The following is an 18,769-nucleotide window of genomic DNA, read 5'->3' on the forward strand; positions in this document are numbered from 1 at the left end:
AATCCGTTTCCGAACGAATAATACAGAAATAGTCAATTTTTAAGTCTCTAATATACTGAAAAAACCATGCCAGTGAGACCGGGCCCGGCATTAATTTTATGTTAAAGCCCCAAGGCACTGCACTTTAAGGGTCCCGACTTTTAAAAATATCGTTCGTTGGAGCTTATAAAAAAAGCCGGGAAACATGTAGCTTTCAAACTAACAATGCACCCGTCCCTACTTCGGCAATACCGTATTAAAACGTATTTTTGTCCTATAAAGTATACGGAATGTCAAAACCACTGATTCTGGTCACCAATGACGATGGTATAACCGCTCCCGGACTGCGAGCTCTGGTGCGTTATATGAAGGAGATCGGGAATGTTATGGTGGTTGCTCCTGATAGTCCGCAGTCAGGAATGGGACATGCCATTACCCTGGATAATACCCTGTATTCCAAACAGGTGATCTTTGAACAGGGAAAGGATGCTCCTGTTGAATTTAGTTGCAGTGGCACCCCGGCAGATTGCGTCAAGCTGGCGCTTCAGGAGCTGTTGCCCAAAAAGCCAGACATCTGTGTAAGCGGGATCAACCATGGTTCTAACGCTTCCATCAATGTCATTTATTCCGGCACAATGAGTGCAGCCATAGAGGCCGGGATAGAAGGAATACCTGCTATTGGATTCTCCCTCTGCGATTATTCCTGGGATGCCGATTTTGAACCCGCTGAACAATTCGTGAAGACCATAGTAAGACAAGCCCTTGAGCGCGGTATTCCAAACGGGGTGGTACTCAATGTTAATATACCCAGGACAAATGGGGAAAGTCCGAAGGGCATCAAGGTATGCCGGCAGGCCCGGGCTAACTGGAAAGAGAAGTTCGATAAGAGGACTAACCCCATGGGCAAGGATTACTACTGGCTTACGGGAGAGTTTGTGTTACTTGACAAGGGTGAGGATACCGATGAGTGGGCACTTGCTAATGGATATATTTCGGTAGTACCTACCCAATTTGATCTGACTGCACACCATGCCATACAGGACGTTAACAACTGGACATTAAATGAATAGAAACAAGGAAACACTTATTGGCTTTGGAGTTGGAGTTATCGCCAATACCATAGGCACTTTGCTTTATATACTGCTCTTTTCGGATCTGGGTATACAGGACACCTGGGAAGTGGCTGTTGAACAGGGACATGTAGGAAGCCTTCTCGCACTGGGTGCTATCCTGAACCTCTTTGCCTTTTTTGGTTTCTTAAAGCTGAGGCGGGACCACCGTGCCCGCGGAGTCTTAATGGCAACAGTACTAACCGCCCTGGTGATCCTTTATTACAAGTTATTTTAGGATGAAGTACTACATCATAGCAGGGGAAGCTTCGGGTGATCTGCATGGCTCCAATCTGATCAGGGCCCTGAAGAAGGAAGACCCCAATGCCAATATACGTTGCTGGGGTGGCGACCTCATGGAAGAAGCCGGAGGAACCCTGGCAAGGCATTATAAGGAAATGGCCTTTATGGGATTTCTGGAGGTGCTCCTGAATCTGGGCACTATCCTGAAAAACATACGCTTTTGCAAAGAGGATATAACCAAATTTTCACCAGATGTTATCATTTTTATAGACTTCTCTGGGTTTAACCTCCGGATAGCCCAATGGGCTAAAACACAGAATTTTACTACAAATTACTATATCTCACCCCAGGTATGGGCCTCAAGGGCCGGGAGGGTAGAAAAAATAAAAAGAGATATAGACCACATGTATGTTATTCTCCCTTTTGAAACCGAATTCTATGCTCAGAAAGGGATGGAGGTTACCTTTGTGGGGCACCCGCTTCTGGATGCCATGGAAAACAGGCCTGAAATATCTTCGGAAAGTTTCCGGGAAGCCCATGGCCTTGACCCCAAAAAGCCCGTTATAGCGCTACTTCCTGGTAGCCGCAAACAGGAGGTTTCCCGTATGCTTGCCATTATGCTGCAAACTTCCGCTGATTATCCGCAGTATCAATTTGTGGTAGCCGGCGCCCCAGGTCTGGATGCCTCATTTTATAAAGAAATCCTCAAAGACAGCAATGTGACATTGATTAGGAATAAAACCTACGAGTTGCTGAGCATTTCAGAAGCCGCACTGGTAACCAGCGGTACGGCAACACTGGAAACAGCCCTCATCGGGATTCCGCAGGTGGTTTGCTACAAAGGGAACTGGTTGTCCTATCAAATAGCGAAAAGACTGATTACCCTCAATTATATCTCCCTGGTTAACCTCATTATGGGAAAAGAAGTTGTTGAGGAGCTTATCCAGTCCGATCTTACCCCAAATAACCTGAGCGAGTCCCTTAGAAAAATCTTATCCGGGCCCGAACGGGAGCAGCAGATCAAGGACTATCAGGAATTAAAAGAAAAGCTCGGCGGACCGGGTGCAAGTCGCAAAACTGCAAGGTTAATTCTGGAAAAAATGTAATTTTAGCAGTAAAAGGGAGTTATAATTCCTGTGATGGTTAGGTATTTAGTACTTGTTTTTGCTGTATTCTTACTGATTGGCTGTGGCGCCGTAAAAAAGCGCACCACCTATGGCAAATCAAGACAGGTAACCGTAGGTGCCTCTGCCCCGGAGCCTGTATTAAGCTCGGCACCGGAAGAAATCGAAACTCCCGAAACTACGCTCGATTCCCATACCCTCAAAGCCGAACAAGTAATCAACACAGCCCTTTCCTATTCCGGTGTGAAGTATAAATATGGGGGGACCACCACGAAAGGAATGGACTGTTCAGGGCTTTTATTTATCTCCTTCTCAAAACATGAAGTAGACCTGCCACGTACCTCCCATTTAATGGCTGACCTGGGTCGCAAGATCAGGATCGATGAAGTGGAAAAAGGAGACCTCCTGTTCTTCAAAACAAACTCAAGGGGAAAGCGCATCAACCATGTAGGACTGGTGGTTTCGGTTAATGAACAGGAAATTAAATTCATACACGCTACGACCTCCCGGGGGGTTATTGTTTCTTCGCTCCGTGAAGGATTCTGGAATTACGCATTTGTAAAGGCAACCCGTATCCTTTAGGATGAAGCCAATGAACTTCCTGGCTGTTAAGCTGGCATGCCTGCTTATCCTGGGGATATTGTCAGGGTACGTGCTGAATATCGGTCCAACTCTTGCAATAGTCACCTCAGCAATAAGTGTAGTGTTACTGGCTATTTCTTTTCTGTTTAGCCGGGGAAAGTCAGTTCTTTTTGGGATCTGTGCCGCTATCACTACCCTCTCGGCAGGTATATTGAGCTATGCCCTTTCGTCTGAGTTACATCACGAAGGTCATTATAATAATGTCCATATATCTCAAATGCAACTGTGGCATCTGAAAATTCGTGGAATAGAAAAACCCACACCTTTCAGCAGCGTTTACAGGGCCAGAGTGCTTTCCCTGGACCAGAATCCGGCCAGGGGCAGCATACAGTTAAGGATAAAACGCAGCGATTCGGTAAACTTGAATTTGGATGACGAAATCCTGGTCTGGGGCAGCGCCCGAGAAATTACACCGGCATTAAATCCCTATCAGTGGGATTATGCCCAATACCTGGAAAAACGAAATATCTACCTTCAGCTGCACACTTCATCCCCTTACCTCCATACACTAAACTCCTCCCCAAAGACCCTTCGCGGATGGGCATCCGGTTTACGAAAAACTTTATTGAACAAATTGCACGAAACCGGGATCCCGGAACGGGAACTAAGCATTGTCAAGGCCATGCTTCTGGGAGAACGAGCCGATGTTTCACCAGAGACCTTCGATGCATACAGAAAAGCAGGGGCCATACATATCCTGGCCATTTCAGGCCTTCACGTAGGAATAATACTCCTTTTACTTAGATTTTTACTCCAACCCCTGACCAGGCTTCCTGGTGGCAAACAGGTGGCCCTTACCCTTTCCGTGATTCTATTATGGGGCTATGCCTTACTAGCCGGATTTGGCCCTTCGGTCATACGGGCAGTAGCTATGTTCTCCTTCCTCGCCTATTCCCTATTCCTTAACCGTGTTACCCACGGCTACAATACCCTGGCCTTATCACTGCTTTTCCTGCTCCTGCTGATCAACCCGCTGCTGATTTTTGAGGTGGGCTTTCAGATGAGCTATGCGGCTGTAGGTGGCATTTTATGGATATATCCGGTGCTTGTTCGTAAGTGGCAGCCAAGGGTTCTAATTGCAAAACGAATCTGGCAGGTTGCGGCTGTTTCACTGTCTGCTCAATTAGGTGTTTTTCCCATAAGCCTATTCTATTTTCATCAGTTCCCCGGTTTGTTTATGGTGTCAAGTTTGGTGGTCATTCCCTTCCTTGGGCTAATACTGGGAACAGGTTTTGCAGTTAGCCTGCTTGCCTTAATAAATCAGCTGCCGCAATTGCTTGTTGATTTTTACGGCTCCGCTATTTACTACCTTAATGAATTTATTGCCTGGATCTCGGGAATGGATTCTTTTCACTTTGAAAACCTCCCCTTCGGACCCCTTGAACTGGCCCTTACTTATCTGTTAATTTTCTGTTTGATTCGAATGCTTCAGAAACCAGGAGCGAAATGGGTGCGACTAACCCTGGCTTCATTCCTGATGATTCAGCTATGCGGCATTTTTTATGCCTGGGATACCGGAAATACCAGTCGCCTCATAATCGGGCATCAATACGGGGATCCAATACTGATCAGCCAAAATGGAAAACAACTTACAACCCATACATCGGCAAAAACTATATATCCCCACACACTTAAGAATTATAAACTCGGCGCACGTACCCGGGCGTATAAAGAGTACCCCTTAAAAAACAGCTATGTCATTAACGGGGAATCCCTCATCCGCCTGGATAGCAGTTTATTGGTTTTATCTGAAAAGGAAATCGATTATTTATGGCTCACCCACTCGCCGAGGATTAACCTGGATCGTTACCTGGCTGCATATTCTCCCAAAAAGATCATAGCAGACGGAAGCAGTCCGCCCTATCTGGTAGACAGATGGCGGCAAAGTGCAAGGTCCAGCAACATCCCCTTCCACTATACAGGACGGGATGGTGCTTTTGAGTTCAGGAGTCAGCCTTCGCCTAACGAACGCCGTGCATCAATTTCTTCAACAGTCGATTAAGCAATATGGCAACCAAACCCGCCCCAATGGGAGCCAATGTGAAAATCAGGAAAAACACGGTCAGGGAATACTGTTCCGTCACCTTGTCTATGAGACCCCCAAGAGATCCTGCCAATTTTTGACCAATGGCAATGGCGAGATACCATATACCAAACATGAAGCCAATCATTCTGGCAGGCACTAGTTTACTCAGGTATGAAAGCCCTACAGGGGAAAGGCATAATTCTCCCATGGTATGGAGCAGATATGCCAGGATTAGGAAAACCATGCTCACCGAAGCCGTTTTGGCTCCCTGGGGTATCCCCATTGATCCAAATGCCAGTATGGCAAAACCCAGTCCCAACAATATCAAGCCAAGGCCGTATTTCATAGCTGCACTGGGATTGTATTTGCTTTCCCACCACCTGGAAAACAAAGGTGCCAGGGTGATGATAAAAAATGAATTGAGGATGGCGAACCAACTGGCTTCAACTTCATTGCCTTCCTGAGAAAATTTATCGAATAGCCTCCAGATAACCAGCCCCCAGATGCCAACAAATGCCAGGGCAAGGGTAAGGTTGGAAAATGGAATGCGCTGGTAAGTCTTTTTAAATAACAGGTAAAGTACCCAGGTAATTACGATAAGAGGCACCGTTGTTAAGAGCGCATCCACTACCTTAAAAATAATGGAAGCCGATCCTATCAAAGTCCGGTTGGTATAGTCTCTTGCAAACAAAGTCATGGATCCCAGGCTTTGTTCGAATGCCGAGAAAAAGAAAACGGTAAAAATACCGAATATGGCAACAGCAATTATACGGTCTCTCACCACCCTGGTGTATCGGAACGTCCTGGATATAATCAGGAAAAGAAAAAGTATCAGGGCAATGAGCACAACCACATAGGACCCGTCCAGACCCCCTAAGCTGAAATTCAAGATATTCTGATCGCTAATCTTGGAAATAGGATCATTAAAGAGGTAGAGTAATCCACCCAGGGCAGATACTACAATAAGGATCTTATCAAAAAGGGTAAAGGGGTTAAGCCGCTCTGTATCTTCGGACTCGGTTGTTTCTTCAGAAGATTCAACCTCCTCAATCACATTTTTTTCAGGTTTGGCCCCAACCTTCCCGAACAGGCTACTGGCCATCCAGAATTGCAGCATACCCAGGAACATAAAAATACCTGCAAGACCAAAACCCCAGGACCAGCCGTAATTCTCTGCCAGGTATCCACAAAGCATCATACCAAAGAATGCCCCTGCGTTTACCCCCATGTAAAAAATGGTATACGCACCGTCTTTTTTGGATTCCTTGCCTTTGTACATTTCGGAGATCACTGAAGTAATATTCGGTTTGAAGAACCCGGTCCCTATTACCAACAATGCTAATCCCAGGTAAAATGACCAGGTCATCTCCAGCGCCATGGAAGCATGACCCAGGGTCATAATAAAACAACCAATAATCACAGCGCCCTTGTATCCGGTATACTTGTCCGCAATATGCCCTCCAATAATAGGAGTCAGGTAGAGCAGGGAAGCGTAGGTGCCAATAAGCGCGAGCGCATTTTCCCTGGGCCACTCCCATCCCGGATTGTCACTGATTAGTGGAGCCGTCAGAAAGAGCACCAGCAAAATGCGCATCCCGTAAAAGGAGAAGCGCTCCCACATTTCGGTAAAAAACAAGATCATCAGACCGGCAGGGTGACCCAATACCTTGTCTTTGAATAGATTTTCAATATCCGTGTTCATAATTGGCTTATTGGTTGTTTGGTTTGTTCAAAAAAAGTAATCGGACACTTATTCGTCGGCAAGCTCAAAACCTTCCGTTTCATCGTGTTGAGAACCTTCCAGTTCTTCAGCTCCATGTGTAAGGCGTTTGAGAGGCTTGAGTACCAGGATTACCAGGATCCCGAAGATGGTACAGAATACCCCGATCCCGGTAAAAATGGCAAATTCACCAAAATCGGTAGCCGATTCACCGAGCAGGCCGGCCACTTTATTACCAAGTCCTGTAGCCGCAAAGTATGCCCCCATCATAAAAGCCATCCACCTGTCTGGTGCCAGTTTGGTAATAAAAGACAAGGCCACAGGCGAAGCACACAATTCTCCCAGCGTGTGGAATAAATAGGCCAGAACGAGCCATTGCATTCCAGATTTCTGAATGATCTCCCCGGCAGCGTCATAACTAACTTCCTGGCTGGCAACCGACATGAAGAAGAAACCCCAGCCCATAATAATTACCCCAATGGCCATCTTAAAAAGGGAAGAAGATTCCCTGTTGCGGTTCTTCCACCAAACCCAGATGCTTCCTACTATAGTGGCAAAGATGAGGATGAAAAGTGCATTTACGGACTGGAACCAGCTTGCTGGTATTTCAAAACCTCCCAGCATCAGATCCGTTTTTTGTTTGGCATAAACATTCATCAAGCCCCCGGCCTGTTCGAATGCACCCCAGAAGATAATTATGATAAGGAATGACAAATAAGTGACCAGAATGCGGTCCTTTTCAATCTTGTTTCCATCGTTGTAGACCACAATACCTACCCCTACTGCGAATGCCAACCCAATGATCAGCAGGCCGTAGGACCAGGACCCCCCAAAAACCCATACCGCTATCCCGGCCAGAACGGTGACTGTAAATCCGGCAAGGGAATTACTGTGGTTAAAAATGGCTCCTATGAGATTGGTGCTTTCCTTTTTCTCAGTGTCTTCCCTGGTATCTACCACCAGGTTCCCAACATGTTTCAGGTAGCGCTGGCCATACCAGTAAGTAAGCTGGCCTAATGCCATTCCAATACCAGCCAGTCCAAATCCGTAATGCCAGCCTATATTTTCTCCTATGTACCCCACTATTAAAGCTGCAGCAGCTGCACCTAAATTGATCCCCATATAGAAGATATAGAAGCCCATATCTCGCTTGTTCTGTTCCTTTTTGGGATATAACCCGCCAACCATAGTGGAAATGTTTGGCTTTAGCATTCCAACCCCCATTACAATTAATATCAAACCGGAATAAAATGCCCAGAGTTGTTCAATTGCCAGGACACTGTGCCCGGCCACAAGCAATAATCCTCCAACGAATACAGATTTGCGCTGACCCAGGAGTTTGTCTGCTATAATCCCACCGGGAATAGAAGCCACATAAACAAACATGGTATACCAGCCATACAGGGCGATGGCACTGTCATTAGCCCATCCCAGACCAGGGTTGTCTGCTGCCGTTTCAGCTACCAGGTAAAGTACTAATATGGCCCGCATTCCATAGTAGGAGAATCGTTCCCACATCTCTGTAAGGAACAGGATATATAAGCCTACAGGATGACCAAATAATCTTTTATCAATAGGTGATTTTTCTACAATTGCCATAATGGTTACGGGTTGGTTTTTCTATAAGTTTTCTTTGATGAATTTTGTCATTTTGGTGAAGAGGTGCAAACTGGTATTGCCTCCGTATATTCCGTGATTTTTATCTGGATAAATGGCCCAGTCAAATGGTTTGTTTGCCTGGATCAATGCTTCTACCATCCGCATCGTGTTCTGCACATGCACATTGTCGTCCCCAGAGCCATGTATGAGCAGGTACTTTCCCTTCAGCAATTCCGGGTAGTTAAATGGCGAATTATCGTCATAACCTGAAGGGTTTTCCTGGGGAGTGCGAAGGAAGCGCTCTGTATAGATGGTATCATAAAAACGCCAGCTGGTTACCGGAGCCACGGCAATAGCCATTTCAAAAGTGTCATTGCCTTTTAGCAGGCAGTTTGTGGACATATGACCGCCAAAGCTCCAGCCCCAAATGCCGGTCCGGTCAGGGTCTATAAAGGGCAGTTCACTCAGTTTTTTAGCCGCCGCGATCTGATCTTCGGTTTCCAGTTTTACCAGGTTGAGATAGGTCACCTTTTTAAAATCACGCCCTTTAAAGCCGGTACCACGACCATCTACGCAGGCAATTATATAACCATCCTGTGCCAGCATCTGGTGCCAGTAATCCCTGCTCCCCATCCAACGATTGGCCACCTGCTGAGATCCTGGTCCACTGTACTGGAACATCAGCATGGGGTATTTTTTACCAGGGTCAAAATCAAGGGGCCGGATCATGTACATATTGAGATCGTTGCCATTGATTTTTAGGGTACTGAATTCCTTGGGTGAAATCTGGTATCCTTTAAGCTTGGAAAGCAAACTCTCGTTATCCTTTATTTCCTTGACTACTTTCCCACTGGATCCAAGATTCAGTGTGTACCGGGGTGGTGTAGTAGCACTTGAATAGCTATGGATAAAGTAACTGAAGTCTGCACTGAAATCCGCAGCATTGGTGCCGGGGTCAGCCGCAAGCGATTGTTTGCCCTTTCCATTCTTTTTCACACTGTACACCCCGCGGTTTATGGATCCATTTTCTGTGGACTGGTAGAAAATACGTTTACTTTTCCTGTCGTATCCGTAATAGCGGGTTACCTCCCACGGACCTTTGGTTAACTGCTGTAGCTGATCCCCATTACTGGCATGAAGGTACAAATGATTATAACCATCCTTTTCGCTGGACCAGATAAAACTGTCGTCCGAAAGAAAGGTGAGGTCATCCGTAACGTCCACGTATGCAGCGTCTTTTTCCTCCAGGATAACAGTGACTTCATTTGTTTCCACATCCACCCTGTGCAGTTTCAGGTTGTTCTGTTGTCTGTTAAGGGTCTGCACGCTCAGGTGCCTGGGATTATTCATCCATTTCATCCTGGGAATATAGTAGGCATCTCCCAGGGAAACCTGAGATGTTTTACCGGAATCCACATCATACATATGCAAAGTCACGATGGCGTTATTCTCACCAGCCTTGGGATATTTGAAACGGTGTTGTTGAGGGTAGAGGGAGGTTCCGTACACATCCATGGAAAACTCGGGCACCTCAGTCTCATCAAAGCGCAGAAATGCGATCTTACTGCCGTCGGAATTCCAGGCATAGGCTTTTACAAAAGAAAATTCTTCCTCATACACCCAGTCGGTAACCCCATTGATAATAGCATTAGTTTTTCCATCGTCCGTAAGTTGTCTGGTACTCTTATCTTCCAGATCAAAAACGTATAAATTGTTTTCGTAGACATAGGCTACTTTACTCCCGTCCGGGGAATAGGCAGGTTCCTGAATCTTCCTTTCTGATATTTTCACCACATTCCCGGTATTCCGGTCGAAGCTGTAATAGATCCCCCGTCGCGAACGCCGGTAAATGCGTTCAATATCCGTGGCCAGCAGAAGCTTTTGCTCATCCTTGCTGAAGGTATACCGGCTGAACTCGTTTACCTGTGGAAGCATACTCGTGGAGACCAGTGTTGCAGTCTTCTCCTGTGTCAGGTAGTTGTATTGATCCACGGATACAGTTCGGTTACCGGGATTATTACCAAGTACAGTGTAGTGCTTTCCATCCTGCATGGAATGGAGAGCGCTCAACCCTTGAGTCCTAAAGGTTCCGTTCCAAATTTCTTCTAGGGATACTTGCTTCTGTTGAGCAGTTGCGAAAGGTAAGGTCCCGATGAAAAATAGAAGGGACCAGCATAATTTATTCATTCAGAATGATAAATTGATTATAACTCCCAAGTTTACTAATAATTTTGCGAAAATCGACCGTTTCTCCGTTAAAACTTGGGCCTGGAACAGGCTGTTTATCTAGCTTGGATTGGGCATGAATCAGTATCGAATCACTATCTTTGCCAGCGCTAATTGATTCAGTATGAGTGGCCCGGTACAAGGATTCTCAAAACTATCCAAAGAAGAAAAAATACAATGGGTGGCCAAACACTACACCTATGACCCTGAGCAGACTACAGCACTGCTTAAAAAATACTGGAATGAAGACGCCCAGTTACAAAAACTTCATGATGAGTTTATAGAAAATACCATCACCAATTTCTATCTGCCACTTGGGGTTGCACCAAATTTCCTGATTAACGACAAGCTTTATACCCTCCCCATGGCCATTGAGGAAAGCTCTGTGGTGGCAGCTGCTAGCAAGTCGGCCAAATTCTGGTTAAACCGCGGTGGATTCAGGACCCGTGTATTGGGTACAGAAAAGGTTGGTCAGGTACATTTTCTGTTCCGGGGTGATCACCATAAACTTGCCGCTTTTTTTAAATCAATCAAATCCAGGCTGATCAGTGAGGTATCTCCTATCACAAAGAATATGGAAAAGCGCGGGGGCGGGATTACAGATATAGAACTACGGAATAAGAGTCAGGAGCTTCAGGATTATTATCAGTTGCACTGCACCTTTGAGACCCTGGATGCTATGGGAGCCAATTTTATAAATTCCTGTCTGGAGCAATTCTCTAAAACCCTCAGGGAAGCCGCACAGGAATACGAGAGTTTCAGTCCTGAGGAAAAGAACATTGAGGTAGTAATGAGCATCCTTTCCAATTACGTACCCAATTGTGTGGTAAGGGCCGAGGTCTCCTGCCCGGTTTCCGATCTGAACGAGGATGACGGGGTAGCACCGGAAACTTTTGCGGAAAAAATAATACAGGCAGTAAAGATCGCAGAAATTGAACCATTCAGGGCCGTTACCCATAATAAAGGAATTATGAATGGCATAGACTCTGTGGTACTGGCAACCGGCAACGATTTCCGTGCTATCGAAGCCGGTATACACGCCTATGCAGCTAAAGATGGGCAGTATCGTAGCCTGACCCATGCCAGGGTGGAAAACGGAATGTTCCATTTCTGGATCGATGTGCCTCTTGCCCTGGGAACTGTTGGCGGACTAACAAGCCTGCATCCCCTTGTTAAACTGGCACTGGAAATATTGCACCAGCCCAAAGCAGAAGACCTTATGCAAATTGTAGCTGTGGCCGGACTGGCCCAGAACTTTGCTGCCCTGCGATCACTGGTTACCACAGGTATTCAGCAAGGCCATATGAAGATGCACCTCCTGAATATCCTGAACCAGCTTGGGGCTACAGAGGAAGAAAAGGTTAAAATGGTAGACTATTTTAAAACGCATACCGCTACCCACAATGCGGTGGTGGAAGCTTTCCGGAAACTAAGAGCAAACTAGGACTTGAAGACGTACTACAGCAGTGGAAAACTATTACTAAGCGGGGAATATGCCGTTCTTGATGGGGCACTATGCCTGGCCCTGCCTACCAAATACGGACAGCACCTCCAGGTTACTGCTATAGAAGATCCCCTCATTGAGTGGACCAGCAAGGACCATGACAATACGGTTTGGCTGAAAGAGAAAATACCTTTGAACCATTTAGCAGACGTTACAAAAAAGACCGTTAGCGGAATGGCTGCCAAAGAAATCCTGATACAGGTCCTGGGTATTGCCCGAAAGTTAAATCCGGATTTCCTTTCTGACCCCAACGGGCACAGGGTAGAAACGCGACTGGAATTTCCGAGGGAATGGGGACTGGGTACTTCTTCTACCCTAATAAACAACATTGCACAATGGGCTGGGGTTGATCCCTATGTACTATCGGACAAAACATTTGGCGGGAGCGGATACGATATTGCCTGTGCGCAAAGCAACAGCCCATTGCTGTATCAGCGACATAATCAAACTCCCAGGGTAGAAAGGGTGAATTTCAGGCCTCCATTCTTTTCCTCCCTGTTTTTCGTTTACCTCAACCGGAAACAGGACAGCCGGGAAGCCATTAAAAACTACAGAAATCAAAGCAGGGGATACGGGCAGCTCGTTGAGCAGATCAGTTCCCTTAGCAGGGCAATTGTTGAATGCTCCCGGTTGGAAGAGTTCGAATCCCTGCTGACTCAACACGAATCCCTGATTTCCGAAGCTTTAAAAACACCTACAATCAAGGGTAGATTGTTTGCTGATTACCCTCGTTCCATAAAAAGCCTGGGGGCCTGGGGAGGTGATTTTGTACTCGCGGTGGGTAAGGAATCAGATCAGGATTACTTCATTAAAAAAGGGTACAGGACCATTATATCCTACACCGATATGATCGCATAAAAAAACCCCGAACCATAAATCCGGGGTTCAAATTTATGTGCTTAGTATACTAGTAAAATACAGAACGGTTGTCTTCTATATCCGCTTTGTTCTTAAGAGCCGCAAAAACTGCATTGTTCACTCTTGCAGCATTAGCATTCTGCACGTTACCTGCATAGGTAGAATAATTATCAAGGTCGGGAGCAGCCTCTTTTTTGCTCACTTCAACAAGGTATACACCGCTTTCACCCTTAATAAGTTCTGATACCTGTCCTTCTTCCATGGCGAAGGCCGTACCTACTACCATGGGTTCCCTTCCTGCACCAGGAATAGTTGGCGAACTGGCGGTAAGGGCAGTGGCATTTGAAATGATGGTGTTATTGGCTGTAGCCAATTCCTCCAGGGATTTACCCTTGTTCTCTCCTATGATCATAGCCGCTTTCCTCTCTTTCCTGATTTTTGGAAGTGCTGTAGCCGAAGCATCTTCAACAGCCATGGGGCCTTCGTTGTATTTGGCTGTAAGTTGGACAACAGCATATCCGCTGTTTATGTTAAACCGACGGATATCCCCTACTTCTGTTTCCTCGTTGAAAGCCCACTGAACAATGCTTCTCTGAGAAGACAAGCCTGGTAGGTTCTCATCCATGGCTTTTATCTTGTTAACCGGGCGGATCACGTACTCGCTTTCGCGTGCGGCATCTTCAAATGGCTTTTCATCGGAAGTTACTGCCATTTCGAATTTTGTAGCTTCGGTAAAGAGGGTATTGATAGTTTCCTCGGAAGGTTCCAGGCTACGGGTGAGGTCTGCAAGTTGTACAATATCCTGCTTATCGTCTACACGAACTATGTGGTATCCAAATTCTGTTTCCACCAATCCTATATAACCCACCGCATTTCCAAAAGCAAAGTCATTGAATTTGGGGGTCATAACTCCTTCCTGGAAATATCCCAGGTCTCCACCTCGTGGCGCAGAAGGACCGTCTGAATTATCCCTGGCCAGTTGTGAAAACACCGCACCTGGCTTTTTCGCCTCGGCCAGCATCTCCTGAGCTTTTTTCTCAGCTTCTTCCTTGGTCCTGGTAATTTCAGGATTTGCCCTGAGGGCTCCTTCATAGGTAATCAGTATATGGCTGGCCTTAACAGAACCATTGGCTTTCCTGTCAACCATCCGGGATATTTTATAAGTATTTCCATCCTTGTAAGGCCCAAAGACCTCTCCAACCTGAAGGGCCATCAATGAATCGGCAAAAAGGGCAGGCAGGTCTTTCTTAGCTTTGTATATGGTATCGAACTTGGTGTCTGAATTCCTGTCCAGAAAGGCTTCCAGGTCCTGGGTAGATCGGAATCCTGGTATGATTTCGGTGGTATCTCTTTCCTCGTTGTATTCAGCAGTATCTGTAAGCAGATTGTTCAGAGCCAGTTTGATGGCATCCTCATCTGCCTGGGAAGGTTTTTCCTCAAAGTATACAAAGCGGATATCGCGGGCTCTTTCCTGCTTATAGTCGTTTTCGTGTTGACGGATATAGGCGGCAATTTCATCCTTGGTAACCACAACAGCACTATCTGGAATGCTGGTATAAGGCACCCTTACATAGCGGATGTCTACCTTGTCATTAGCAAGCCTGTACTGCAGTTCCCCTTCCTTCAGGGTTGCTCCCACTCCGGCCCTGATGAGATTAAAATAGGATTGTTGCTTAGCACTTTCAATAATGGCCTGCTCATCCTGAAGCCAGTCTTCGTATTGTGCCGGGGCACTTAACCTCAATTCGGCAATAAAATCCCGGAAGAGGCCTTCGTCAAATAATCCGTTTTCATCAAGGAATTGTGGATTCTGGCTGATCCCGGGGCTGGACTTGATCACCTCAATGATCTGGTCCTGCTCAATGGACAGTCCCAGCTCGGACATTTGCTGGTCCAGGATGGTATTTCTCTCCAATTGGTTCCATACACTGTTCACCAGTTGGGTAGAAGTTGTGGTAGGGCCACTGCGTCGTGAGATCCGCTCCACACGCTGGCGAAAGTCATCAATTGATATAGCCTCTCCATTAATCTCGCCCACTGATGTGCCTACCTTGCCTCCTCCTAAGTCGTTACTCGTAAAGATCCCGGAGATTACAAAGGCAAACAATGCCATCCCGATGATCAAAATAAGCACAGTGGTCCGCTTCCGTATATTCTCTAAAATTGCCATTTGCTAACGTTTGAATCAGTGCGCGAAAATAGTATTTTCCAGTAAATTATGAAAGGAAAGAGCCCCCAATCTATCAGCCGTCTGGGCCTTAATCATTGTCTATCACTTCAAGGGCTACCAGATCAATTTTTGTATTGGAGACTTCCAGGATGGTGAAAACGAAACCATCCATCTTTATTTCGGAATCTTTTTCAGGTATTTCGCCCGTTATATTGACGATTAACCCGCCCAGGGTCTCATATTCTTCACTCTCCGGGAGTTCCAGTTTGTATTGCTCATTCAGGTAATCCACTTCATGCCTGGCGGAAAACTTGAAGGTGGTGGCCGTAAGCTGTTCTTCCAAAAGGTCTGTGGAATCGTGTTCGTCCTCTATCTCCCCGAATAGTTCTTCCACAATGTCTTCCACGGTCAATATCCCAGAAGTGCCGCCGTACTCATCCAGTACCACTGCAATACTTTTGCGCTTTTTGGTAAGTACGTTCAGTATATCCTGTATGAGCATGGTTTCCGGGACAAATTCCACAGGAAGTAATATACTCTTTAATGTTTTAGGCCGCTTGAACAACTCAAAGGAATGGACATAGCCGATGATATTATCTATAGTATCCTTAAATACCAGGATCTTGGAATAACCCGTCTCTGTGAAGAGCTTGGCCAGGCTCTTTGGCGTCTCATGCAGTTCCACAGCCATAATTTCGGTCCTGGGTACCATGACCTCCCGCGCCTTAACCGCTGAAAACTCCAGGGCATTCTGGAAAATCTGTATCTCCGAGTCTACCTCATCTTCTTCTTCTACGGTTTCCATTTGTTCTGTGATGTAGTCGCCCAGTTCATTTTTGCTGAACGCCAGTTGCACTTCATCCCCATCTGTGCGGAAGAACGTCTTAAGGATTACATCGGAAACGCGAATTACGAAATCTGATACTACGGAAAACAAGAGGTAGAACAAATAGGCCGGAAAGGCAAGGAGTTTCAGCAAGTTATTGGCATAGATCTGAAAAAGCACCTTGGGCAGGAATTCGGCGGTTATCAGGATAACCAGGGTGGATATCACTGTCTGGCTTAAAAGGCTGAAATCTGTAAGCAGAACATGCAGGAACTGGTTCTCTGCAGGCAACAAGCCCTGAAACCAGTTCATGAGCAAATCGCCCATATAAAATCCATAAATAACCAGGGCTGCATTGTTGCCAATGAGCATGGTTGCAATAAACTTGGATGGCTTTTTGGTTATCCTGGAAAGAATACCCGCCAGGAAGCCCTCCTGCTTCTTTTCGATCTCAATATGGATCTTATTGGCCGAAACAAAGGCAATCTCCATTCCGGAAAAGAATGCCGAAAGCACCAGGGATGCAATGATAATGATCCAGGAGGTCTCCAATTTTATTGCTGATCTCGTTTGCGTTTTTCAAATCGCCTGCGGTAGTTTCGCCTGAATACAAACATGGCGATGGATACTATGGCAAAAAATATAAAAATATAGGTGCCCTGCTGGTCTACCTCCCAAAGCGTGGCGATCTTGTAAATGGAAATGATAGCTACTGCCAGATAGAGGTATTCGGTGTATTTGAGAATTTTTATCATGATTCGTCTTCTTTGATGGTCATTAATCCGTATGTCCTGTGTGCATTGAAAAAACTAAAATCCCGGTTAAAATCCATGCCTTCCCCGTCCATAACGGTTCCGTCTTCGGGATTGGTATACCGGAATTTTTCCTGGGTAAAGATCCACTCCAGGGTTCTGTCCCAGTACAACTGGGGTGCTTCCAGTTTTTTCCCGTCATGGGTGGTGATAACCACATTACCCCTGAGGTCTATCAGGTTTGTGGTGGAGTAAATTATACCGTAATCGGCGGTAATGGTACTTTTATTGCTGTCTTCATCGAAATACTCCACCTGGAGTCCTTCAGGAAAGGTGCGGTATTTGAACCTGAGGTTGTCAAAATCTTCGCTTAACGGGCTTTTAAGAATAGCAATTACCCGGGAAGATGCTGAGTCCTGGCTGCCCAGGGGCGGGGTTTCCGAATAGGTAAGGGTAAAATCACGGGCTACACCCTGGGGAAAGATGTTCTCAGCAGCTTCTTCACCAATACGCCTGTATTGGTCCTGGCAACCCAAAAAAAACATTGCCACAGTAAAAACTATGGCAATGCAAATAAATTTATTTCCACGAAAGCGTTTCATCCACTATAGGTTAGGTACCTTTACGCTACCTCCTACCCAACATTTGAAAGTCATTGTCTTTCCGGCCATTCCCGAATTAAATATATCGGTTTTGGAAGGAGCTTTGGCACTGTAACTGGCAGCGGACTGGTTGGCCCGGCCACTCAGGGAAGGATCTACCCTGCCAGCTTTCCTCGCCATTTCAGCAGCTTTCCAGTAGATAGCTCGTTTTTCAAATGGCGTTTCTCCACATTCGTTGGCGCTGGTTGCGTATAAATTAGCGATCAGCAAATATGCTTTTCCATTAGATGAATTGGCACTAATTGCCTTATTGCAATAGGAACGGGCTTGTGACTTACTAAATTTACGTGCAATGGTAGCAGCTTTATACAATATATCCGATCTTTTAACTGCGTCTGTTTCCAATTCCGCAGCCTTGTCAAAGTCTGCAAGAGCTCCCCTGGTATCGCCATCTTTGGCTTTCAGGGTTCCACCGTAAAGGTACGCACTGGCAGAAGGCTCTAATGCCAGCTGAGCTTCAAAAAGCTTGCGGAAAAGAGGGTCGTCTGTACATTCTTTGTTAAACATCCTTCCCACAGCACGCTTAACCCAGGTAATATCGCCCTTCTTTTCGTCAAAGGTCTTCTCATAAAGCGGTATAAGGTTGGCACAATCCGCAAGGGCACCCAGTTTTGAATCAATACTGGAAGCAATCTTACCATAAGATTCTGAATTGGTACTTGCTACCTTAAGCTGCCTTTTTTCCTTTGAAGTTAGCGTGCCCGCATCTTCTTTTGGCAATAGCTGCGTAATACGATTGGTAAGCTTATTGTTTTCCTCTTCTATTTTCTCCGTAACGTCATCGTAGGTATCAAAAACGGACTGAAGGTCTTTTTTACCTTCATTGTGCAGGTCTACCAAACTGGAGAAGTACAGGTAAAGTGCTTTTGGGTTTTTGAAGTTCTTGCGATCATTTTTGAAGGCATCATCCAGCATTTTGAACAATTCCTCATCAGAGGCCATTTTATTGTCGTACAAAAGGATTGACTTGTCCTCAGCAACTCCAGCTACAGTAAACTTGGCAGGATAATACTGGCGACTTGCATCATAAAGAGCAAGCAAATCCTGAATAAATCCGTCTTTTTCAGCGCCGGAAGATTTGCTGATCTTATCCTTCAGTATCCTTTCCCCATAGGTAAAATTAGCCCGGTTAAGGTCCGGACAGGTTTCATAAACCATTTTCCAGGGCGAATATGCTGCATCGTAATTTTTCACTTTTACATGCTCTGAATATATGGACAGGTTAGTCATACATTCAGGGTTTTGACCCTGACCAAAACTTACCCCATAGGTACCCAAAACAGCAATCGTCATTAAGATCAGTTTCTTTTTCATTTTGATTCTTGATTT

At 45.8% G+C, this 18,769-nt stretch carries 15 protein-coding genes; 7 read left to right on the forward strand and 8 right to left on the reverse strand.

Annotated elements, in window-relative coordinates; genetic code table 11:
- Positions 1 to 269: 269 nt before the first annotated feature.
- From surE to OO016_RS00560, 5 genes are read left to right on the forward strand one after another with little or no spacing between them, the layout of a single operon-like run.
- A complete protein-coding gene (gene surE / locus OO016_RS00540; protein ID WP_266010063.1) occupies positions 270 to 1,049 on the forward strand; it encodes a 5'/3'-nucleotidase SurE in 780 nt (259 codons plus the stop codon).
- A complete protein-coding gene (locus OO016_RS00545; protein WP_266010065.1) occupies positions 1,042 to 1,326 on the forward strand; it encodes a hypothetical protein in 285 nt (94 codons plus the stop codon). The genes surE and OO016_RS00545 overlap by 8 nt, the downstream gene beginning before the upstream one ends.
- Position 1,327: 1 nt before the next feature.
- Positions 1,328 to 2,437: a lipid-A-disaccharide synthase gene (lpxB, locus tag OO016_RS00550; RefSeq protein ID WP_266010066.1), complete on the forward strand. Its 1,110-nt coding sequence runs from the start codon at positions 1,328 to 1,330 to the stop codon at positions 2,435 to 2,437.
- Positions 2,438 to 2,470: 33 nt separating this feature from the next.
- Positions 2,471 to 3,037 carry a C40 family peptidase gene (locus OO016_RS00555; protein ID WP_266010067.1) on the forward strand — a complete coding sequence of 189 codons (567 nt, stop codon included), beginning with the start codon at positions 2,471 to 2,473 and terminating at the stop codon, positions 3,035 to 3,037.
- Between the two features lies 1 nt (position 3,038).
- On the forward strand, positions 3,039 to 5,099 hold the full coding sequence (locus tag OO016_RS00560) for a ComEC/Rec2 family competence protein (RefSeq protein WP_266010068.1): 2,061 nt from the start codon (positions 3,039 to 3,041) through the stop codon (positions 5,097 to 5,099).
- Here the strand turns inward: OO016_RS00560 and OO016_RS00565 are convergent.
- The 3 genes from OO016_RS00565 to OO016_RS00575 are packed head-to-tail and all read right to left on the reverse strand — an operon-like array spanning position 5,059 to position 10,629.
- Positions 5,059 to 6,825, reverse strand: a complete 1,767-nt coding sequence (locus tag OO016_RS00565) for a peptide MFS transporter (protein WP_266010069.1) — start codon at positions 6,823 to 6,825, stop codon at positions 5,059 to 5,061. The genes OO016_RS00560 and OO016_RS00565 overlap by 41 nt on opposite strands.
- 48 nt (positions 6,826 to 6,873) lie before the next feature.
- Positions 6,874 to 8,442, reverse strand: coding sequence for a peptide MFS transporter (locus tag OO016_RS00570; protein WP_266010070.1), 1,569 nt, complete (start codon positions 8,440 to 8,442; stop codon positions 6,874 to 6,876).
- 21 nt (positions 8,443 to 8,463) lie between these two features.
- Positions 8,464 to 10,629 (reverse strand): S9 family peptidase, encoded by a 2,166-nt coding sequence (locus OO016_RS00575; protein WP_266010071.1) that lies wholly within the window; start codon positions 10,627 to 10,629, stop codon positions 8,464 to 8,466.
- Between the two features lie 163 nt (positions 10,630 to 10,792).
- Between OO016_RS00575 and OO016_RS00580 the strand changes: the two genes are divergently transcribed.
- Positions 10,793 to 12,112 (forward strand): hydroxymethylglutaryl-CoA reductase, degradative, encoded by a 1,320-nt coding sequence (locus OO016_RS00580; RefSeq protein WP_266010072.1) that lies wholly within the window; start codon positions 10,793 to 10,795, stop codon positions 12,110 to 12,112.
- Positions 12,113 to 12,115: 3 nt separating this feature from the next.
- Complete coding sequence (locus tag OO016_RS00585; RefSeq protein WP_266010073.1) at positions 12,116 to 13,030, forward strand: GYDIA family GHMP kinase; 915 nt, start codon at positions 12,116 to 12,118, stop codon at positions 13,028 to 13,030.
- Between the two features lie 49 nt (positions 13,031 to 13,079).
- Here OO016_RS00585 and OO016_RS00590 read toward each other — a convergent pair whose 3' ends face one another.
- The 5 genes from OO016_RS00590 to OO016_RS00610 form a co-directional block, all read right to left on the reverse strand.
- Complete coding sequence (locus OO016_RS00590) at positions 13,080 to 15,200, reverse strand: peptidylprolyl isomerase (protein WP_266010075.1); 2,121 nt, start codon at positions 15,198 to 15,200, stop codon at positions 13,080 to 13,082.
- Positions 15,201 to 15,288: 88 nt separating this feature from the next.
- Positions 15,289 to 16,578, reverse strand: coding sequence for a hemolysin family protein (locus tag OO016_RS00595; protein ID WP_266010077.1), 1,290 nt, complete (start codon positions 16,576 to 16,578; stop codon positions 15,289 to 15,291).
- 2 nt (positions 16,579 to 16,580) lie between these two features.
- Positions 16,581 to 16,781 carry a hypothetical protein gene (locus OO016_RS00600; protein WP_266010079.1) on the reverse strand — a complete coding sequence of 67 codons (201 nt, stop codon included), beginning with the start codon at positions 16,779 to 16,781 and terminating at the stop codon, positions 16,581 to 16,583.
- Positions 16,778 to 17,380 (reverse strand): LPS export ABC transporter periplasmic protein LptC, encoded by a 603-nt coding sequence (gene lptC, locus OO016_RS00605; protein ID WP_266010080.1) that lies wholly within the window; start codon positions 17,378 to 17,380, stop codon positions 16,778 to 16,780. Before lptC ends, OO016_RS00600 begins: the two co-directional genes overlap by 4 nt.
- A 3-nt stretch (positions 17,381 to 17,383) precedes the next feature.
- Positions 17,384 to 18,754: a tetratricopeptide repeat protein gene (locus OO016_RS00610; protein ID WP_266010082.1), complete on the reverse strand. Its 1,371-nt coding sequence runs from the start codon at positions 18,752 to 18,754 to the stop codon at positions 17,384 to 17,386.
- Positions 18,755 to 18,769: the final 15 nt, after the last annotated feature.

This window comes from Lentiprolixibacter aurantiacus, assembly GCF_026241225.1.
Classification (GTDB): Bacteria; Bacteroidota; Bacteroidia; order Flavobacteriales; family Flavobacteriaceae; genus Lentiprolixibacter; species Lentiprolixibacter aurantiacus.